Source organism: Flavobacterium sp. N502540 (assembly GCF_025947365.1).
Lineage (GTDB): Bacteria > Bacteroidota > Bacteroidia > Flavobacteriales > Flavobacteriaceae > Flavobacterium.
In genome coordinates this window covers 2,274,639-2,293,195 of the sequence record NZ_CP110012.1, presented here as the reverse complement: position 1 = coordinate 2,293,195, position 18,557 = coordinate 2,274,639, and the positions used below count along the sequence as shown (strand labels likewise).

General features: G+C 37.1%; 9 protein-coding genes. 4 read left to right on the top strand and 5 right to left on the bottom strand.

What is annotated here, in order from left to right:
• Positions 1 to 5: 5 nt before the first annotated feature.
• The 3 genes from OLM58_RS10010 to OLM58_RS10000 form a co-directional block, all read right to left on the bottom strand.
• Positions 6 to 1,466: a glycoside hydrolase family 30 protein gene (locus OLM58_RS10010; protein ID WP_249966964.1), complete on the bottom strand. Its 1,461-nt coding sequence runs from the start codon at positions 1,464 to 1,466 to the stop codon at positions 6 to 8.
• Positions 1,467 to 1,603: 137 nt separating this feature from the next.
• Positions 1,604 to 3,151 carry a RagB/SusD family nutrient uptake outer membrane protein gene (locus OLM58_RS10005; RefSeq protein ID WP_264532164.1) on the bottom strand — a complete coding sequence of 516 codons (1,548 nt, stop codon included), beginning with the start codon at positions 3,149 to 3,151 and terminating at the stop codon, positions 1,604 to 1,606.
• Positions 3,152 to 3,169: 18 nt separating this feature from the next.
• Complete coding sequence (locus tag OLM58_RS10000) at positions 3,170 to 6,301, bottom strand: SusC/RagA family TonB-linked outer membrane protein (protein WP_264532163.1); 3,132 nt, start codon at positions 6,299 to 6,301, stop codon at positions 3,170 to 3,172.
• Between the two features lie 343 nt (positions 6,302 to 6,644).
• On the opposite strand from OLM58_RS10000, the gene OLM58_RS09995 reads away from it, so the two are divergent.
• A complete protein-coding gene (locus OLM58_RS09995; RefSeq protein ID WP_264532162.1) occupies positions 6,645 to 9,527 on the top strand; it encodes a triple tyrosine motif-containing protein in 2,883 nt (960 codons plus the stop codon).
• A gap of 35 nt (positions 9,528 to 9,562) precedes the next feature.
• Here OLM58_RS09995 and OLM58_RS09990 read toward each other — a convergent pair whose 3' ends face one another.
• Both OLM58_RS09990 and gldJ read right to left on the bottom strand, forming a co-directional pair.
• The gene (locus OLM58_RS09990) at positions 9,563 to 10,849 is read right to left on the bottom strand and encodes a UDP-N-acetylmuramoyl-tripeptide--D-alanyl-D-alanine ligase (RefSeq protein ID WP_264532161.1); all 1,287 of its coding nucleotides are present in this window, start codon (positions 10,847 to 10,849) and stop codon (positions 9,563 to 9,565) included.
• A gap of 108 nt (positions 10,850 to 10,957) precedes the next feature.
• The gene (gene gldJ / locus OLM58_RS09985) at positions 10,958 to 12,646 is read right to left on the bottom strand and encodes a gliding motility lipoprotein GldJ (protein ID WP_264532436.1); all 1,689 of its coding nucleotides are present in this window, start codon (positions 12,644 to 12,646) and stop codon (positions 10,958 to 10,960) included.
• Between the two features lie 213 nt (positions 12,647 to 12,859).
• On the opposite strand from gldJ, the gene porU reads away from it, so the two are divergent.
• The 3 genes from porU to cdd all read left to right on the top strand — a co-directional run bounded on the left by porU (position 12,860) and on the right by cdd (position 18,510).
• Entirely contained in the window at positions 12,860 to 16,699 is a 3,840-nt protein-coding gene (porU, locus tag OLM58_RS09980; RefSeq protein WP_264532160.1) for a type IX secretion system sortase PorU, read from the top strand.
• Between the two features lie 41 nt (positions 16,700 to 16,740).
• On the top strand, positions 16,741 to 17,949 hold the full coding sequence (gene porV / locus OLM58_RS09975; protein ID WP_264532159.1) for a type IX secretion system outer membrane channel protein PorV: 1,209 nt from the start codon (positions 16,741 to 16,743) through the stop codon (positions 17,947 to 17,949).
• Between the two features lie 78 nt (positions 17,950 to 18,027).
• On the top strand, positions 18,028 to 18,510 hold the full coding sequence (gene cdd, locus OLM58_RS09970; RefSeq protein ID WP_017497232.1) for a cytidine deaminase: 483 nt from the start codon (positions 18,028 to 18,030) through the stop codon (positions 18,508 to 18,510).
• Positions 18,511 to 18,557 lie beyond the last annotated feature (47 nt).

Below are 18,557 nucleotides of genomic sequence, written 5' to 3'. Positions count from 1 at the left end.
AAATTTTAATAGACCAGCGTTTGTATCGCGTGTGCAGGAATTTTTACAATGGTCTGTTCTGTTGCAATAATAAAATTATAGGTAATAGCATTGTCGGTATTGTTCATCACTACGGTTGCCATTTTCCCATCAGTATTCAAAAAAGAGGTACTTGACAAATAACTGCGGCTTACCGAAGTACTTACACGAACGGCATTAGGACGAATGAATTTTGAAAAATGCCCGATATAATAATACGATGGGGTGTAAATGAGTTCCCCTGTAGTGGTATCTGCATGTATGGGTGCGAAGCAAAAATTGCCTACGTGATTTGGTCCTCCAAATTGGTCCAAAAGTATATTCCAGTCTGTCCAGCCCACGGTTCCGTTGTTAAAATCATTGATCATAGAAGTGCCGTATCGCTCTGCGTTTGGCCAGAATTGGTATTTTGCAGCGTCAAATTTCTCGACACAACCTTCTGTAAAAATGAGTTTTTTGTCCGGATATGCTTCATGTACTCTTGCGACATTGTCAAACATCGGCTGAGCTCCTGTCCAGGTTTCGTACCAATGAAAACCCATTCCCCAAACATATTTAGAAGCTTCCGGGTCTGAGAAAATAACATTGGCTCTCTGTACCATTAAATCACGATTGTGATCCCAGGCAATAATTTTTACCTTTCCCAAACCTTCTTTTTTTAAGGTTGGTCCAAGGTAATTCTTCAGGAAATCTCTTTCCTGTTCGGCAGTGTACAAACAGGATTCCCAGGTTTGGGTGGCCATGGGTTCATTCTGAACGGATGTTGCCCAAATTGGAATTCCTTCTTTTTCGTATGCTTTTATAAATTTTGCATAGAAGTTTGCCCACGGTTGATAAAATTCCGGGAGTAATGTTCCGCCTTTGAGTACATTCTTATTGCTTTTCATAAAAGCATTTGGTGACCACGGAGTAGCATAAGTAATCATTTTTCCGCCAGCCTTTTTTAGGACCGCTTTAATCATGGGTAAACGGTATTTGCGGTCATGATCAATCGAAAATGTTTTTAAATCTTTGTCGCCTTCTTCGATATAAGAATAACTTCCGCTGCTAAAATCAGAACTTTGAATAGTTGTTCTTAGCAATGAATAACCGATTCCTTTTTGGGTATCGTAGTAAGCGTTTAAAAATTCCGTCTGTTTTTCTTTTGATAATTGGGCAAAAATTTCGGCACTTGCATCGGTAATGGCACCGCCAATCCCCAGAAAACTCTGGAAACGTTTGGATGGTTCAACAAAAACGGACAACTCTGTTTCTATAGGCTGTCTGGATGCGGTAAAATTTAAATGATCTGTTGGTGTTAATCTTAATTGTGTATTTGCTGCTGTGGTATAAACCGTTATTTTTTTATTGGTAGTGGTAAATTTTTGTTGCTGTTTTTGGTTTTTCTGTTGTGGAAAAACAGATAAAGAAAAACATAAACAAGTAATAATATAGCCAATCTTTCTCATTGAGTATGTTTTAATAATTAAGACTTTGATCAAATTTCTAAGTCAAATGATTTCCGGTTTGATTTAAAAATAGCCCATAATCATTATGAGAATGGGCTATTTACAACCAACCTTAAACTTAAACTTAACTTACTTCATTATTGTGGATATCCCTGATTTTGAACCATTTTAGTGTTATTAAATTCACTATATGGAATTGGGAATGCTTCATTTTTATTGGCCTGAAATCCTTTGAAAGCAAGTTTGGCAGCAGCCTGACCTGTTCTCACCAAATCAAACCAACGATGACCTTCACCTGCAAGTTCTAATCTTCTTTCGTCTAAAATAGCCGGAATAGAAACCGGTACCGGTGTTAATCCGGCTCTTACTCTAACAGCATCTAATAGTGCCTGAGCTCTTGCTCCTGTTCCTCCTAAAGCTTCAGCCTCTAATAAATAAGTATCTGCCAAACGAATAACGTAGGTATTGATTCCAAAATTTAAGAAAGGGTTACTTGCTTTGATATCGGCATTAACTGGTGCATATTTAATAAAATGATATCCAGTCTCCTGATAACTGTCTTTGTAAGTAATCAAAGTGTTCGGATCTTTATCCGGATCTCCTGTAGCTCTTGCGGTCTTTGCATCAAAAATAGTAGACGCGAAACGTGGATCGCTTTTCATCGTATTTGCCAGATCTGCGGTAACAACACAAAAACCCCATCCATTAATATAATCTGGCAAAAGTGCAGCTTTTCCATATTTTGTTCTGGAATAATCTCTGATTCCCATCAACTGAGCGGCAACGTTTCCTTCATCATCACCTCTTTCAAAATTCCCCCAATCTGCATTGGATTTATCGGTGTAGGTAATTTCAAAGATAGATTCTGAATTGAATTTTTTGGTATGATCCCATAAAGAAGCGAAAGTATCCATCAACTTATAGCCAAAACTACTTGTTCCTCCGGGAGTTCCATTAACTTTTGCTAATTCAGCCGCTGCTTGTGGCTTTTTGTTATCGTATAAATATACTTTTCCTAAAAGTGCTGTTGCAGCTCCTTTAGAGAATCTTCCTAACTCCGGTTCAGGTAAGGTCATCGGTAGATCAGGAATTGCTTCGTTCAAATCTTTTTCAATTTGTGCATAAACCTCGTCAGGCTTAGCCTGCACAACTAAAGGAATTTCATTTTTCGTTAACGGTTTCAGGATCAAAGGAATATTTTTAAACATTCTCACCAAATCAAAATAGTAATAAGCACGTAATGCTTTTACTTCTGCAGCAAATCTTGCTTTCTTAGCGGCATCCATAGGGACATTCGGAAGTTTTACCAGCATGATGTTACATCTTGCCACGCCTTTGTAATAATCTGCCCAAATTGCCGGCGGAATATTCGCCGGACTAACAGAATAGTTCGATGCCACCTGAAGTCCTGGCTGGTCATCTGAACCACCACCTCCTGCATAAAAATCATCTGACGCAGAATTTAAGAATAATAAGGGTGCATTCTCCATTGCTCCTGCAAACTTTCCTAGTTTATCGTATGCTGCTACCAGACCTGAATAAGCCTCGGTTTCGTTTCTGTAAAAATTATCTTCCAGTACTACACCATCCCCTTTTACTTCTAATTTTTCATCGGTATCACACGATCCAAGTGTCAGCAACACTCCTAAAGCGAATAATGATTGTTTAAAACTTATAAGTTTCATAATATCTTTTTTTAAAATTTAAAATTGCAAATTAACTCCTAACATATACGATTTTGCCTGAGGATAGTACCCTCTGTCAACACCTTGTACGTTGTTCATCCCTGCTGTAGTAGGGCCTCCAATTTCAGGATCATAACCAGTATATTTGGTAATCGTCCATAAATTTTCTCCTGTTACATACAATCTTACTTTTTGCAATGAGATGCTTTCTATCCATTCTTTTGGAAATGAATATCCAAGTTGGATTGTTTTGAATCGGAAGAAATCTCCTTTTTGCAAATTAAAATCTGATGGATTCGTAAAGTTTTTGTTGGTGTCGTTTGTAGTAACTCTAGGATAACTGTTTGTTGATCCCGGTCCTGTCCAACGTCCCATAACTTCTGTTTGATAATTTGCTGTAGAAATATCAAGTCTTCTCAATCCCTGATAGATCATATTTCCTCCTGCACCCTGACCGAAAACTAACATATCAAACCCCTTGTAAGCTAAGTTCATCGTAAATCCATAAGTGAATTTAGGCAATGAAGTTCCTAAGAAAGTTCGGTCGTTAGCTCCAATTACACCGTCTCCATCCAAATCCTGCCAACGGAAATCTCCCGGTTTAGCATTAGGTTGAATTACTTTACCTGCCGCATTTTTGTACGAATCAATGTCGGCCTGAGTCTGGAAAATACCATTTGTTTTAAATCCGTAGAAGGAGTTATACGCATGACCTACTTCTGTTCTGTTGATTTCGTAAGAACTGGACTGTACCGTTTCGTCTCCAACTAAGAAATTAACTCCTTTGTCTATATAAGTAATTTCATTTTTGATGTAAGAGAAGTTTCCATTAACAGACAGGTTCAATTCTCCAATTTTCTTATGGTAGCCTAATTCAATATCTACACCGCGGTTTTCCATATCTGCTAAGTTTGCATAAGTATTACCTGTGGCTCCAACATAACCCGGAATCGGTACTTTCATTAAAATACCTTCTGTTTTTTTGTTGAAAAGATCCACACTTAAATTGAAGTCATGTAATAACGTAGTTTCAAAACCAATGTTAAGTTGTTTGGTTTCTTCCCATTTCAAATCAGGGTTTGGAATCGCATTTGGACTTTGTCCGTTAACAATTACTCCACCGATAGTATAGTTTCTTTGAATTCCAACTGTAGAAATGTATAAGAAATCAGGAGAGGAATCATTACCTGTAACCCCATAACCTCCTCTTATTTTTAAAGTATTCACGATTTTATTTTCTCCCCAGAAATTTTCTTTGGAAGGAACCCAGCCTAAAGATACTGACGGGAAAGTTCCGTACTTATGATTTGGTCCGAAACGAGTAGAACCATCACGACGAAGAATACCGGTAAAAATATATTTTTCTTTATAATCGTAGTTTAATCTGGAAAACAAGGACTCTACTCTGTGTTCTAAAGCTTGTGCATTGTAAGCGTTTGCTATTTTATCAGAAATTGGAATGTCGACATTAAAAGAAGCTTCAGCATGTGTCGTAGCTGGCACACCTCTGTACGTGATATCATTACCGGAAGTAATATTATCAACATAAGTACCTTTTCCAATTAAAATACCAAAATGGTGATTTCCAATTTTCTTATCGTAGTTTAAAGTATTCTCCCAGTTCCAGCTGAAAGATTTTTTGTACGATCGGAACAATTCGTTTACATCTTTTTTGGTAGCTCCATTTAAATAATAAACTGGTGTAAAGTTATCTGATCCGTAATACGCTAATTTTCCACCTGCAGTAGATTTGAATTTTAATCCCGGTAAAATTTCCGCTTCCGCGAAAATGTTTCCAACAAAATTATCAGCGAAGTCATTGTTTCCTAATCTCGTTTGTGTATAGGCTAATGGATTTGAGGTTTCCTGAGTTACGATTGTTGAAATACCGTAGTAGTTTCCATTTGCATCTCTAAGTGCATTTTTATTCTCGTATGGAGTACCTGCACCAGTTGCAGCTCCAGGAGCAACAAGTACGGGGGTTAGTGGGTCTAAGTTGATCGCTGATGATAAAGGTCCACCAAACTCATCATTCGTATTTCCAACACCAATTGTTTTTTCGTGAGAATATCCTAAAGTCTGACCAATTTTAATATACTTCCCTAATTTATGGTTAGAGTTCAAACGGATATTTTTTCTGTTGTAATTAGAAATATCAGAGTTTACAATACCTTCCTGATCTGTTAATCCAAAAGACATGTAAAAAGTTGACGTATCATTACCACCGCTAAAGCTTAGTTCATGAGAAGAACGTTGTGCATGGTTATTAAAAATTACATTCTGCCAGTCTGTTCCGTTTCCAACATTGGCAGGAACGGTATATCTATTAGGAGTTCCGCCATTTACGTTAGCTTCATTCATAATCGTTACGTACTGATTAGCATCTAACAAATCTAATTTTTTAGCCGCCTGAGATGTTCCTGCAAAGCCCGTATAGCTAACGGAGATTCTTCCAGCTTTACCTTTTTTAGTCGTTACAAGGATAACCCCTGCAGCAGCACGCGAACCGTAAATTGCTCCTGAAGCACCATCTTTAAGTACCTCAATAGATTCGATATCCGATTGATTTAAGTAACCAATACCTCCATTATCGACGATCACACCATCAACAACCCATAAAGGATCATTATTGTTTAATGTAGTAAAACCTCGAATACGTATGGTAGAAGCTGATCCCGGCTGTCCTGCATTTGCTGCTATAGAAACCCCGGACACTCTGCCTTGTAAAGCTTGTTCTACCCTTGTTATAGGGAGACTCTCCAAGTCTTTTGCCTTAACACTGGAAATAGAACCTGTAACGACACTTTTCTTTTGTGTACCATATCCTACTACTACAACTTCATTTAAGGCCTGAGATTCCGCTTTTAACTTAACATCAATTTTAGTTCTTCCGTTTACAGCTTCCTGTACAGTATTATAACCTACAAAACTAAATGTTAAAGTACCGTTTGCAGGAACACTGATCTGAAATTTTCCATCGAAATCAGATGCTGTCGCCTTATTTGTGCCTTTTATTAAAATAGACGCACCCGGAACTGGCATTCCATTTTCATCATTTATGATTCCGCTTACTGTAACATCCTGCGCCATTGTGACAACTGAAAACAACAGAAACGAAAAACAAAAAATAAGTAATTTTGTTAATTTCATTTTTCTAAAAATTTTGGTTAATTAATTAGTAATTCGATGCAATAATAAATTTAAAATTTCAGTATGTGTAATTAAAATTCCCTACAAAAACACATCAAACTATAAATTTACACATTACAAAAACACATCAAATTAAAAATAATCCATTGATTTTCAAAATTTTAAAATCAACTTTATATTGTTATAGAATTGTTAATTAAATAAAATAAACACTACATTTACTAAAAATGAATTATTTTCGATTTTATGGAAAATTTCCACAGAAAAATACAATATTCCGATTGCAATAATCCAAAAAAAGAGGATTACAGAACATTACTAATAAAAACCCTGATCTAAAATTATGAAATTCGCAAATGCTTCTATTTCGATTTTTATCCTTTTTATCCTGCCTTTTACTATTTTTTCCCAAGTAAAAAACATTGGATTACCCGCAATCAAAAACTATAAGCGATCCGATTATAAAGGAGGCACTCAAAATTGGAATATTGATCAGGATAAAAATGGCAATATCTATTTCGCAAACAATAACGGCTTAATCCAGTTTGACGGATCAACCTGGAACAAATACCCGCTTCCCAACAATACTGCAATCAGAAGCTTAAAAATAGACAGCCAGTCCGGAAGAATATACGTTGGCGGAAATAATGAATTTGGTTATTTTAAGAGTGATGCAAAAGGCAGATTACAATACCATTCCCTTTCTGCGTTAATCAGTAAAAAGGACAGCAGAAATATTAACCTGATCTGGAGAATACATCTTTATAAAGGAGAAGTCGTATTTCAATCTTTCACCAAGGTCTTCTTTTACAAAAACAATAAATTACGCCTTATCAATGCCCCGAGAAGGTTTCAATTCTCTTTTCTAATAAAGGAACATCTTTATTTTCAGGATAAAGTTCTGGGAATTTTAGAGTATAAGAACCAGAAACTAACTCCTTTAAAAGGAACTACTGCCTTGAACGACAAAGAGATCTGGGCGATGTTTCCGCTACCCAACAACAAATTACTTTTTGCAACCTTAGAAAAAGGGCTTTTTACTTATGACTATAATAGCATTACTCCCTGGGAAACCGAAGCCAATAGTTTTATAAAAAAGAATACCTCTTTAGGTGGAGCAATTATCGGAAACAAATTCATCGTACTCAATTCGGTTCTCAATGGCGCAGTCATTTGCGACCTGAATGGAAAAATCCTTCAGCATCTAAACCGACAAAAAGGACTCCAAAACAATACGGTACTGACCTCTTTTGTTGACAATAAAAACAATCTATGGCTAGGACTGGATAACGGAATCGCCTTTATAAACCAAAACTCTCCTTTTACCTTTTTTGACTATAGTTATAATATAGGTACTGTTTATGCTTCTGTGATTTTCAACAAAAACCTATATGTTGCCACCAACCAGGGTTTGTTTTATCATTCCTGGAACGCTCCTTTTAAAGACGAACCATTCAACCGCGTCGAGGGCACCATTGCACAAGCCTGGAACATTCAGGTTATCAACAATACACTTTTGTGTGCAAGCAATAGCGGTGCCTTGGTAATTGATCAAAACAGAGTTTCAAAAACACTGGACAATAGAGGTTATTTTGGCTTCAAAACCATTCCAAACCACCCCGGTTACATTATTGGAGAAAGCTATAGTGGTTTTTCTATCTTTAAAAACTCAGCAAACGAAATCAGTTATGTTAATCAGATGGCGGGATTTGACGAGACGACAAATACATTTGAAATCGAGCTTGACAACAATTATTTGTGGCTAAAAAAGGATCCTTACCTGTATCAGATGAGATTGTCTGAAGATTTAAAAAGATTTGACCTTGTAAAAAAACACTCTCACATTTCAGCATCGAAAAAAGGAATAGGAAGTCTTCAATTGATCAACAATAAAGTTTACTTTCAAACCAAAAATCACTTTTACAGATACAGTGACGAACAGGAAGACTTTTTTGAAGACAAAAAGATCACAGCTTTATTCGAAAAAATTCCGACTGTAAACACTATAATAGAAGACAAATACAACAATTTATGGTATTCCTACAATGAATCACTTGGCGTTTTAATAAAAGGTTCCAATGGAAAATACATCCGCACAGAAGCTCCATTTTCCAATTTAACCGGTAATCTGGTAAACAAATATGTTTCGGTCAATACAATCGATCCGAAGAACATTTTTATAGGACTAACTGATGGACTTGCACATTATGATTCTCAAATTTCAAATAAATTCATCACAAAACCTAAGGTCTTTTTTGAAAGTTTCTCCTCTACCAGCGATACTATTATGACAGGTAATCTTGAAAAACCACTAACAGACCTTTTAATTCCTTATCAGTCCAATCACGTCAAATTTACGTTCTCATCTCCTACTTTCGAAAATCAGGAGAATGTAACCTATTCCTATAAATTAGAACCATTTGAAGAAAACTGGCGCAATTGGTCGACCACTTCCATAAAAGAATACACCAATCTGAGAGAGGGCAAATACACCATGAAAATCAAAGCAAAAAACAGCTACGGCAGAGAGTCTGGTGTATCTGAAATCAATTTCACCATCTCTCCGCCCTGGTACAGACATTTTCTGGCTTATCTCACCTACTTTTTATTACTTCTGGCGGGAATTTATATTGTTTCAAACAGAATTAAACTCAAAATCAGAAAAAACAAATATTATGAAACGATAGAGCAAAGAAGACTGTATCTCGAAAAGGAATCTAAGATCAGACACGAGCAACACGAACTGGAGAAAGAGATTGAACGTCTAAAAAGCGACAAACTCCAGATAAAAATCCTCGCCAAAGACAAAGAACTGGTGAGCAATTCCCTTCAGGTTGTAAAGAAAAACAAAGTCTTAAATGGCATCATTCACAAACTAAAAGAAATCGACAACGATGCTCTTGACGAATCGACAAAATTTCAGGTGAGCAAGCTAAATAAAAGCATTGTAAAAGAGGTCAACACAGACAAGAGCTGGAAAGACCTTGAGAAGCACATCAAAAACGTACATTTTGAATTCTTAAAACGCTTAAAAGAAAAATACCCAACAATTTCTCCTCGTGAACTGGACTTATCCACTTATTTATTGATGAATATGTCTACTAAAGAAATAGCCGAAATTATGAATATTTCGACTGGCGGAGTCGAATTGGCACGCTATCGACTCCGGAAAAAACTAGGTTTAAACAAAAAAGAAAACCTGATTGGATTTCTGATGAGCATCTAAAAACAAAAAGGCATTCTGTAGAGAATGCCTTTTTGTTAGTTTATAAATTCCAATGTACGTTCCAAAGCCATACCTCTGGATCCTTTTATCAGAATCGTATTTTCTTTAAAATGTATTGTCTTCAAAAACTCAGCAAAAACATCAAAAGTTTCAAAAAACTGAAGTTTGTCGCTGACCACTTTTGTTTCGTAAAAGTGCTTCCCAATCAAATAACAAACGGATTGATTTTGATTGGACAATGAATCTACAATTTGTTTGTGTTCCTGCAGGCTTTCGTCGCCAAGTTCAAACATATCTCCTAAGATCATTACTTTATTCGAATTTTCCAATTGCAGGAAATTAGTAATAGCCACAGCCATACTGCTTGGATTAGCATTATAAGCATCCAGAATAATCTCATTCGATCCCTTCTTTAATAATTGAGATCTGTTGTTCTCCGGTATGTAATTTTCGATAGCCTGTTTTACTGCCGTATCGTCAACCTTAAAATAAGCTCCCATTGCTACAGCTGCATTGATATTATTTGCGTTGTAAAGCCCTATTAAATGCGATTCTACGCTAAAGTTATCGTACCCGATCACCACAAATGGATTTGCCTGAATACTATTGATTTTCAGGTTTGCCTGAACATTATTCACTCCAAAAGTAAAAGATTCAATTCCGGCTGATTTTTCAATCTGGATTGGATCTTCGAGATTTACAAAAGCGATCTTATTGTTTTTCGCCAGATATTGGTACATCTCGCTTTTACCAATAATTACTCCTTCAACACCGCCAAAACCTTCTAAATGTGCTTTTCCGAAATTGGTAATATAGCCAAAATCAGGCTGCGCAATCTCACACAAGAACGCTATCTCTTTCTTGTGATTTGCCCCCATTTCAACGATTCCGATTTCTGTCTCTTTTGTAAAAGACAACAAAGTAAGCGGAACCCCAATATGATTATTTAAGTTCCCAACAGTTGCTTTGGTTTTAAACTTCTGAGACAAAACTACATTGATTAATTCCTTAGTAGTTGTTTTTCCGTTACTTCCTGTTAAAGCAATAATAGGAAGTTTCAAATATGCTCTGTGATACTTTGCCAGTTCCTGCAATGTTTCTAAGCTGTTTTCTACCAAAATTGTTCTGTCGTCAATAGCGTAAGCGGCATTATCAATAACAACAAATAAGGCTCCCAGTTCTATCGCCCGCGAAGCAAACGTATTGGCATCAAAGTTTTCTCCTTTTATCGCAAAAAACATAGAATCCTTTTCAATTTTCCTCGTATCAATTGAAACTGATTTACATTTTAAAAACAAATTATGAAGGTCCTGAATATTCATTTATAAAAATTTTTACATATTAAAAATAAGCAATAAAAAAATTCCAAATTCCAAAAGCTGCGTAAATCAGTTGGAATTTGGAATTTTTTTTATTGAATATTCTAGATTTTAGTTTCTAGGTGATTTTCTTTTCTCAGATTTAGCACCTACTCTAGACATTGCACATCTAAATCCGATGTAATCAGTTGCCATATCCTGAGGGAAATATCTTCTTTGACCCGGATCCAACCAATAAGCTCTGTCTCTCCATGAACCTCCTTTGTAAACTCTTACATTATCATCGATTAATGTTGTACGTTTACTTGAGTTATCATATTTCTTAACCATCTGACCTAAACTATCTGTTGTGATATTGTGTTTAGGTGAGTTGTACATCGCCTGATCTGCTTTTGATCCTGATTCAGAATCTCCGAAATCAAAATATTTAGAAGATTGCTTGTCTCCGTCTCTGTAGTTGATATTGTTACTTGTATCGAAGTTCGTTCTTAAGTAAGTTTCATTCTCATCAACAGGAACCTGAGCGATTTCTCCAGGTAAATTTGTTGCTATTTTTTTACCGTTACTTAATGTTTTGTATTGAATATTATCTTTAGTAATAATTTCAATTTTACCATCTTTCCCGATTTTGTTTTTAGCATATTGATTTCCTCTAAAGTAGTTGAAATCATTTGCTTCGTTATCGATAATAGGTCTGTAAACGTCAGCAACCCATTCGGCAACGTTTCCTGCCATATCATACAATCCAAAATCGTTAGGAGCGTAACTTTTTACAGAGTTTGTAATATCTGCACCATCATCAGACCAACCTGCAATTCCACCGTAATCACCGTTTCCTTGTTTAAAGTTAGCCAATTGATCTCCTTTGTTTTTACGTTTTGAAGAACGTGTGTAATCACCAGACCAAGGATATTTCTTTTGTCCTTTATAGATATTGTATTCTCTTTGTCCAACATCAGCAGCAGCAGCATATTCCCACTCCGCTTCGGTAGGAAGTCTGTATTCCGGCAAGATAAGTCCTGAAGAACGTTGTGCATAAACATTTTTCTCTTCCTGAACAACACCGTCTTTACCTGTTTTAGGTTTTTTTCTTCCGCTAGGGTTTTTCTTTAACACAAGTTCTTCATTACCTCCATAAGTTGTACTTGGTGAAGCAACATAACCTTCTGTATTAAATAAACTTTCAGCGCTAACGTCCTGAGTTTTTGCTCCTCTTTTAAGGTAACCGTTTTTCTCTAAAACTGCTTCGTTCACACGATCAGTTCTCCATTTAGCAAATTCAACAGCCTGAATCCAATTTACACCTACTACCGGGTAGTTTGCGTAAGATGGGTGTCTTAAGTAGTTGTTTGTCATCGTTTCGTTGTATCCTAAACGATTTCTCCATACTAAAGTATCAGGAGATGCTCCTTCGTAAATATTCTTGTAATTTTCTTCTGTTGGTGGGAAAACTTTCTTTAACCATTCCAGGTACTCTAAGTACATACCGTTCGTAACTTCAGTTTCATCCATATAGAATGACTGAACGTGTTGTTGAGTTGGTGTGTTATTCCAATCGTGCATAACATCATCTTGTACTTTACCCATCGTAAATGTACCTCCCTCAACAAAAACTAAACCAGGACCAGCCTGTTGTTTTTTTCCTGCATTTCTGGCAGCAGTTCCATTCTGACTGTCTACGTCCCAACCAGTTGCCCTGGAGGCATGACTGGAACTCGATTTTTTGCTACAACTAGCCGTGCCTAACATCAATACCATTGACATCATTAATTGCAAGACTACAATTTTGTTTACTTTCATACTCATTCTTAGGTGATAAATTTAGGTGCTGCAATATAATAATTAACATTTAATTGGCAACATCTGTTCTAATAATTTTATTTCGCTGTTTTTTACCAGAAAATAACCTATTGTTACGAACGCAAAAATATACTTTTTATTATTTACTATAACATGAAATACTATATTTTTACCTACTAAAATATTTTTAATTAAAAACCGTTTTATTCGCTAATGAAACAAGTCCTGATCTTATATCTTTTTCTCCTTCCATTTATCTCATTTTCCCAGATAAATGGTGACTTTACGCTAGATTGGCAAAACAAAAAAGAGATGAGTTTTGGCGACTCAAAATTAAAAATACCGTATTTTTCCGGAAACAGTTTTCGGTACGATACTACTAAAAAAAGCATAATATTACTGCTCAATCTGACCGAATCCGGTTATTCAAACTACAATTCGATTCAAATTTTCAACGTCATTTACGAATCCGTTTCAACTGCCGATCTGGGTGACCTCTCGCTCGAAAATATCCCTGAAAAACCAAATGAGACTCTCAAAACAACTACCTCAAGAGACCTAAAGCAGGTATTTTTATCATTATCGCCTATCATAAAAGAAGGAAACAGCTTCAAACGAATCCGATCTTTTTCTTACAAAAAAACCTCGGATAACACTTCAAAAAACGGCAACACTTCTTCTTTTCAAAAAGCAAATACGATTTACAATTCTGTATTAGCTACAGGAGACTGGTATCGTTTTTACATTGAAAAATCGGGCGTCTACAAAATCTCGAGATCTTTCCTTCAAAGCCTGGGATTTGACCCCGGAAAAACAGACCCGAGGAGAATCAAAATTTATGGAAATGGAGGAAAAATGCTTCCTCTTGCCAACAACGCTTATTATCCGGAAGATCTGGCAGAAAATGCGATTCAGATCGTTGGTGAAACAGACGGCGTATTCAACAACGAAGATTACATTCTTTTTTATGGTGAAGGCGTTGAAAACTGGAACACAGAAAGTCAAACCAACCTGAACCTGTACGACACCAAATCCTATTATTACATTACCACTACAGGCGGTGATGGAAAACGAATCGCCCCTCTAAATCAACCCACCGGCAACAGCACTTTAGAGCTCAATACTTTCGACGATTATCAATTTCATGAGATCGACAAAATAAACATCGCCCATCTGGGGCGCCAGTGGTGCGGAGAATCTTTTGACATTACTCAGGAACAAGAATTCAGCTTTAACTTCCCCAACATCGACACTTCAGTACCCGTAAAAATAGAACTCAAAGCAGCCTCAGCAGCCTATACTCCTACTTCGTTTACCATTTCTGCCAACGGACAAAATGTAGGCAATCTTAATTTTCAGGCCTTGGCACTAAACTCCGATATCAAATATTACAATCAGGAATTACCATCCAACGCAGCTTTTACCGGAGCTGAAAATGTAAAAATAAAACTTACCTACAACAACAATGGTGTTCCGGGGTCAAAAGGATATCTTGACTTCATTAATCTGACTGCCAAAAGAAAGCTTTTGGGCATCGGAAAACAATTTAAATTTCAATACAATTTAGCAGGTACAACTCCCGGAATAGCCAATTACACCATCGGAAATGCTGCTGCCATTTCTCAGATTTGGGACGTTACTGACCCTACTAATACTTTAAAAATAGAAAGCACCAATCAACCCAACTTTAGCTTTAAGGCATCGTTGGGCGAAATCCGAACATACATCGCCCTTGACCCTGCTGATTATTACGCTCCTTTAAAAGAAAGCCAATCAAAAGTCGCCAATCAAAATCTAAAAGGAACACTTTTCAGGAATGCTCAAAACAGTTTTCAAGACATCGACTATATAATCGTGACGCCAAAAACGCTTGTTTCTCAAGCTGAAAAACTAGCCACTTTCCACCGGATAAATTCTAATTTAAATGTAAAAGTAATTGCACTGGAGAACATCTATCAGGAATTCTCTTCAGGAAAGCAAGATGTGGCAGCCATTAGAAACTGCATTCGATACTTGTACAGCAACGCCTCTGCTTCCGACAAAAGACTTAAATATATAAATCTGTTCGGAGACGCTTCATTTGACTACAAAGACCGAATTACAAACAATACCAACGTCGTACCTGTATATCAATCTGTTATCAGCAACTCTACCGGAGAAGCCTCATTTGCCTCAGATGATTTTTACGGACTTATGGATCCTAATGAAGGCGTTGTCGTTTTCCCTTTTGGAGGAATTGATATCGCAGTAGGCAGAATGTTAATTTCTGACAATGCCCAGGCAGCAGAAATGGTCAACAAAGTTTTAGAATACCACGACCAAAAATCATTTGGAAACTGGCGCAACAATGTCGTTATGGTAAGCGATGACTCTGACCGAAGCTCAGACGCAAGCTTACAATCGCGCCAGAACACCCTGGCCGATGCAATCTCTACCCAAAAACCATTTTTAAATGTAGAAAAGATTTTCCTCGACGCCTACACTCAGGAAGCTTCCGCAGGAGGATCGAGATACCCGAAGGCAAGAACCGATATGTTTAATGCTTTTGAAAAAGGCGCTTTAGTCTTTAACTATCTTGGACATGGCGGCGAAGACGGTCTCGCAGCCGAAAGAATCTGGGAAAAATCAGACGGTCAAAACCTGAACAATCAATACAAATACCCCTTATTCATTACGATAACCTGCGAGTTTTCTAGATTTGATGACCCAACAAGACCAACCGCAGGAGAATATACTTTTTGGAATCCAAAAGGAGGCGCCATCTCCATGTTAACCACCATTCGCGCCATAGGACAATACAATGCGGAAAACTTTAATGACAGCCTGAACAAAAACCTGTTTTCATACGGATCCACCCCATACACGAGCATCGCCGAAGCGCTTCGAATTTCTAAAAATGAAAATCCAAGCTCATCCAGTAATGTCATTTTTTACATTGGCGACCCTGCTTTGATGCTGGCCATTCCGAAACCAAAAATCAATTTAACAAAAATAAATGACATTGCGATTTCTCAGCCTATTCCTGATTTCAAATCTTTGTCAAAAATTAAAATCACAGGAGAAATAACAGACGAAAACAACACACTGTTAAGCAATTACAACGGCGAACTGACAACCGCCATCTTTGACAAGTTAATCACGACCAGCACCCTAAATAATGATGGATATAGCCCTGCAATGTCATTCAAAATACTAGGAGAAACTATTTTCAGAGGAAATGCTTCGGTAACCAACGGCCAGTTTGAATTCAGCTTTGTTGTACCCCGAGACATCCGTGTTCCTGTTGATTATGGCCGAATTAGTTTTTACGCCAAGAAAAATCAAACACTTGAAAATCAATCAGGTTACAACGCCACTATAAAAATTGGAGGAATAAATGAAAATGCTCCACAGGACAATATAAGTCCAAAAGTGAAGTTATATATGAACGATGAAACTTTTGTATCGGGAGGAATTACAAACGAATCGCCCTTTTTACTGGCGTTTCTTGAAGATGAAAACGGAATCAATACAGCAAGCGGAATCGGGCACGATATTACAGCAGTGCTGGACGGCGACGTAAGCAATCCTTTTGTTCTAAATGATTATTATCAGACAAAACTTGACGATTACACCAATGGAAATTTACGTTTTCCATTGCGAAATCTCGCTGCCGGAATGCACACGATAACATTTACTGCATGGGACGTTTACAACAATCCCGTAACCAGTGAAATACAATTTATAGTTGTCGGAAATGAATCGCTGACTCTAACACACGTTCTTAATTATCCTAACCCATTTTCAACCTATACGCAATTTTGGTTTTCACACAACAGACCTTATGAACCTCTGGATGTACAAGTTCAGGTCATGACTATAACAGGAAAAGTAGTCTGGACAAAAAACCAAATCGTCACCACAGAAGGTTTTTTATCGAGAGATATAACCTGGGACGGGAAAGATGATTTTGGCGATCGAATCGGGAAAGGCGTATACATTTACAAACTCACTGTCAAATCTAATTTAACAAATAAAAAAGCAGAAAAATACGAAAAGCTTGTCATTTTATAATATTCTATATATTTGTATCACCAACACCATACCTAACATAAATGAAAAAAATATCGCTTCTATTAATTTGCCTTTTAATTATTCCGTACGCAAAAGCTCAAAACATTGAACGCCCTATTACTACTGGAGTACCTTTTTTACTTGTCGCAGCTGACGCCAGAGCAGCCGGTTTAGCCGATCAGGGGGTCGCTACATCAGCCGACGCTTATTCACAACAATGGAACCCTGCAAAATATGCTTTCTCAGTAGACAAGCAAGGATTTTCTATCAGCTACACCCCTTACTTGACAGACTTAGCCAATGATATTTCATTAGGTCAGGCAACGTATTACAACAAAATTAACGAACGAAGTGCCTTTGCAGGAAGCTTCCGTTATTTTGGCTTTGGAGACATCGAATTAAGAACAACCGGAGACCCAAATGAAGCCGCAAGAATCGTTTCTCCAAATGAGTTTGCCTTAGACGGTTCTTACTCTTTGAAATTAAGCGAGAAATTCTCAATGGCAGTAGCCGCAAGATACATTCGTTCTAATCTGAAAATTGCTTCTGAAGAAATCGATGCATCAGCTTCAAGCACTTTTGCGATAGACGTTGCCGGATTCTACCAATCAGAAGAAATTGCTTATGCTGATTTTAACGGAAGATGGAGAGGTGGTTTCAACCTGCAAAACCTTGGAAAAAAAATAAGCTACGATAACGACGATATCAGTTCCAACTTTTTACCTGCCAACCTTAGATTAGGAGGAGGTTTTGACTTCATCTTAGACGATTACAACAAACTAGGCCTTAGCGTTGAATTTACCAAACTTTTAGTTCCAACACCTCCGGGACCAGGAACACCTGTAGATGCAAATGGCGACGGTGATTTTACAGATCCGGGAGACATTTCTCAGGCGCAAGCTGACGCAGCAAAATACAAAACCTACAAAGACATTGGCTGGGTATCCGGAATTTTTAAATCTTTCGGAGATGCTCCGGGTGGTTTCAGCGAAGAATTAAAAGAAATCACTTATAGTGTAGGTGCAGAATATATGTATCAGGATGCCTTTGCCATACGAGCAGGATATTTTCATGAAAGTCCTGTAAAAGGAGCCAGACAATTCTTCTCTTTAGGAGCGGGATTCAAATACAATGTAGTAAAAGTTGACGTTTCGTATTTATTTTCAACATCAAAAGTTAAAAATCCGTTAGAAAATACACTTCGTTTTTCTTTAACCTTTAACTTTGGCGACAAATACGAAGTATATTAAAACCAGAAAATAAAAAATTAATAACAATCCAAATTCCTGTTTCTTCAGGAATTTGGATTTTTTTTCCCTTAAACAGAAATGAAAGAAATAAGCATTACATCATCCTTCAACATTTACAATAACCTTGAAGAACTCCCAAAAGACATTCAGGAGTTAATGAGTCAGGCGGTCGAAGTTCGCAAAAAAGCATATGCGCCTTATTCTCAATTTCGGGTTGGAGCTGCTTTACTTTTAGACAATGGAAAAATAGTGGTAGGATCTAATCAGGAAAATGCGGCATATCCTTCGGGATTATGTGCTGAACGCGTTGCCATTTATCATGCCGGAAGTGTATATCCGGAAGCCAAAATTCTAAAAATGGCCATTACAGCAGCTTCAGACACTAATCAGACCACAGCACCGATTCCTCCTTGTGGATCGTGCCGCCAATCTATTGCAGAATACGAGATCAGACAGGATACCCCTATTGAAATCTTTTTTATGGGAGAAATCGGCGAAGTTTACAAATCGGCATCTCTAAAAAACTTACTGCCGTTTATGTTTGATAAAAAGTTCTTGTAAAAAAAAGCCAAAAAGTAGCTTTTAAATTTTACTTCTTACTAGGAATG

Bases quoted from the DNA above. Each gene is read 5' to 3' on its own strand.
- cdd (WP_017497232.1), top strand. From the start codon at position 18,028: ATGAAAGAAATAAGCATTACATCATCCTTCAACATTTACAATAACCTT.
- OLM58_RS10005 (WP_264532164.1), bottom strand. From the start codon at position 3,151: ATGAAACTTATAAGTTTTAAACAATCATTATTCGCTTTAGGAGTGTTG.
- porV (WP_264532159.1), top strand. From the start codon at position 16,741: ATGAAAAAAATATCGCTTCTATTAATTTGCCTTTTAATTATTCCGTAC.
- OLM58_RS09995 (WP_264532162.1), top strand. From the start codon at position 6,645: ATGAAATTCGCAAATGCTTCTATTTCGATTTTTATCCTTTTTATCCTG.
- OLM58_RS10010 (WP_249966964.1), bottom strand. From the start codon at position 1,466: ATGAGAAAGATTGGCTATATTATTACTTGTTTATGTTTTTCTTTATCT.
- porU (WP_264532160.1), top strand. From the start codon at position 12,860: ATGAAACAAGTCCTGATCTTATATCTTTTTCTCCTTCCATTTATCTCA.
- gldJ (WP_264532436.1), bottom strand. From the start codon at position 12,646: ATGAAAGTAAACAAAATTGTAGTCTTGCAATTAATGATGTCAATGGTA.
- OLM58_RS09990 (WP_264532161.1), bottom strand. From the start codon at position 10,849: ATGAATATTCAGGACCTTCATAATTTGTTTTTAAAATGTAAATCAGTT.
- OLM58_RS10000 (WP_264532163.1), bottom strand. From the start codon at position 6,301: ATGAAATTAACAAAATTACTTATTTTTTGTTTTTCGTTTCTGTTGTTT.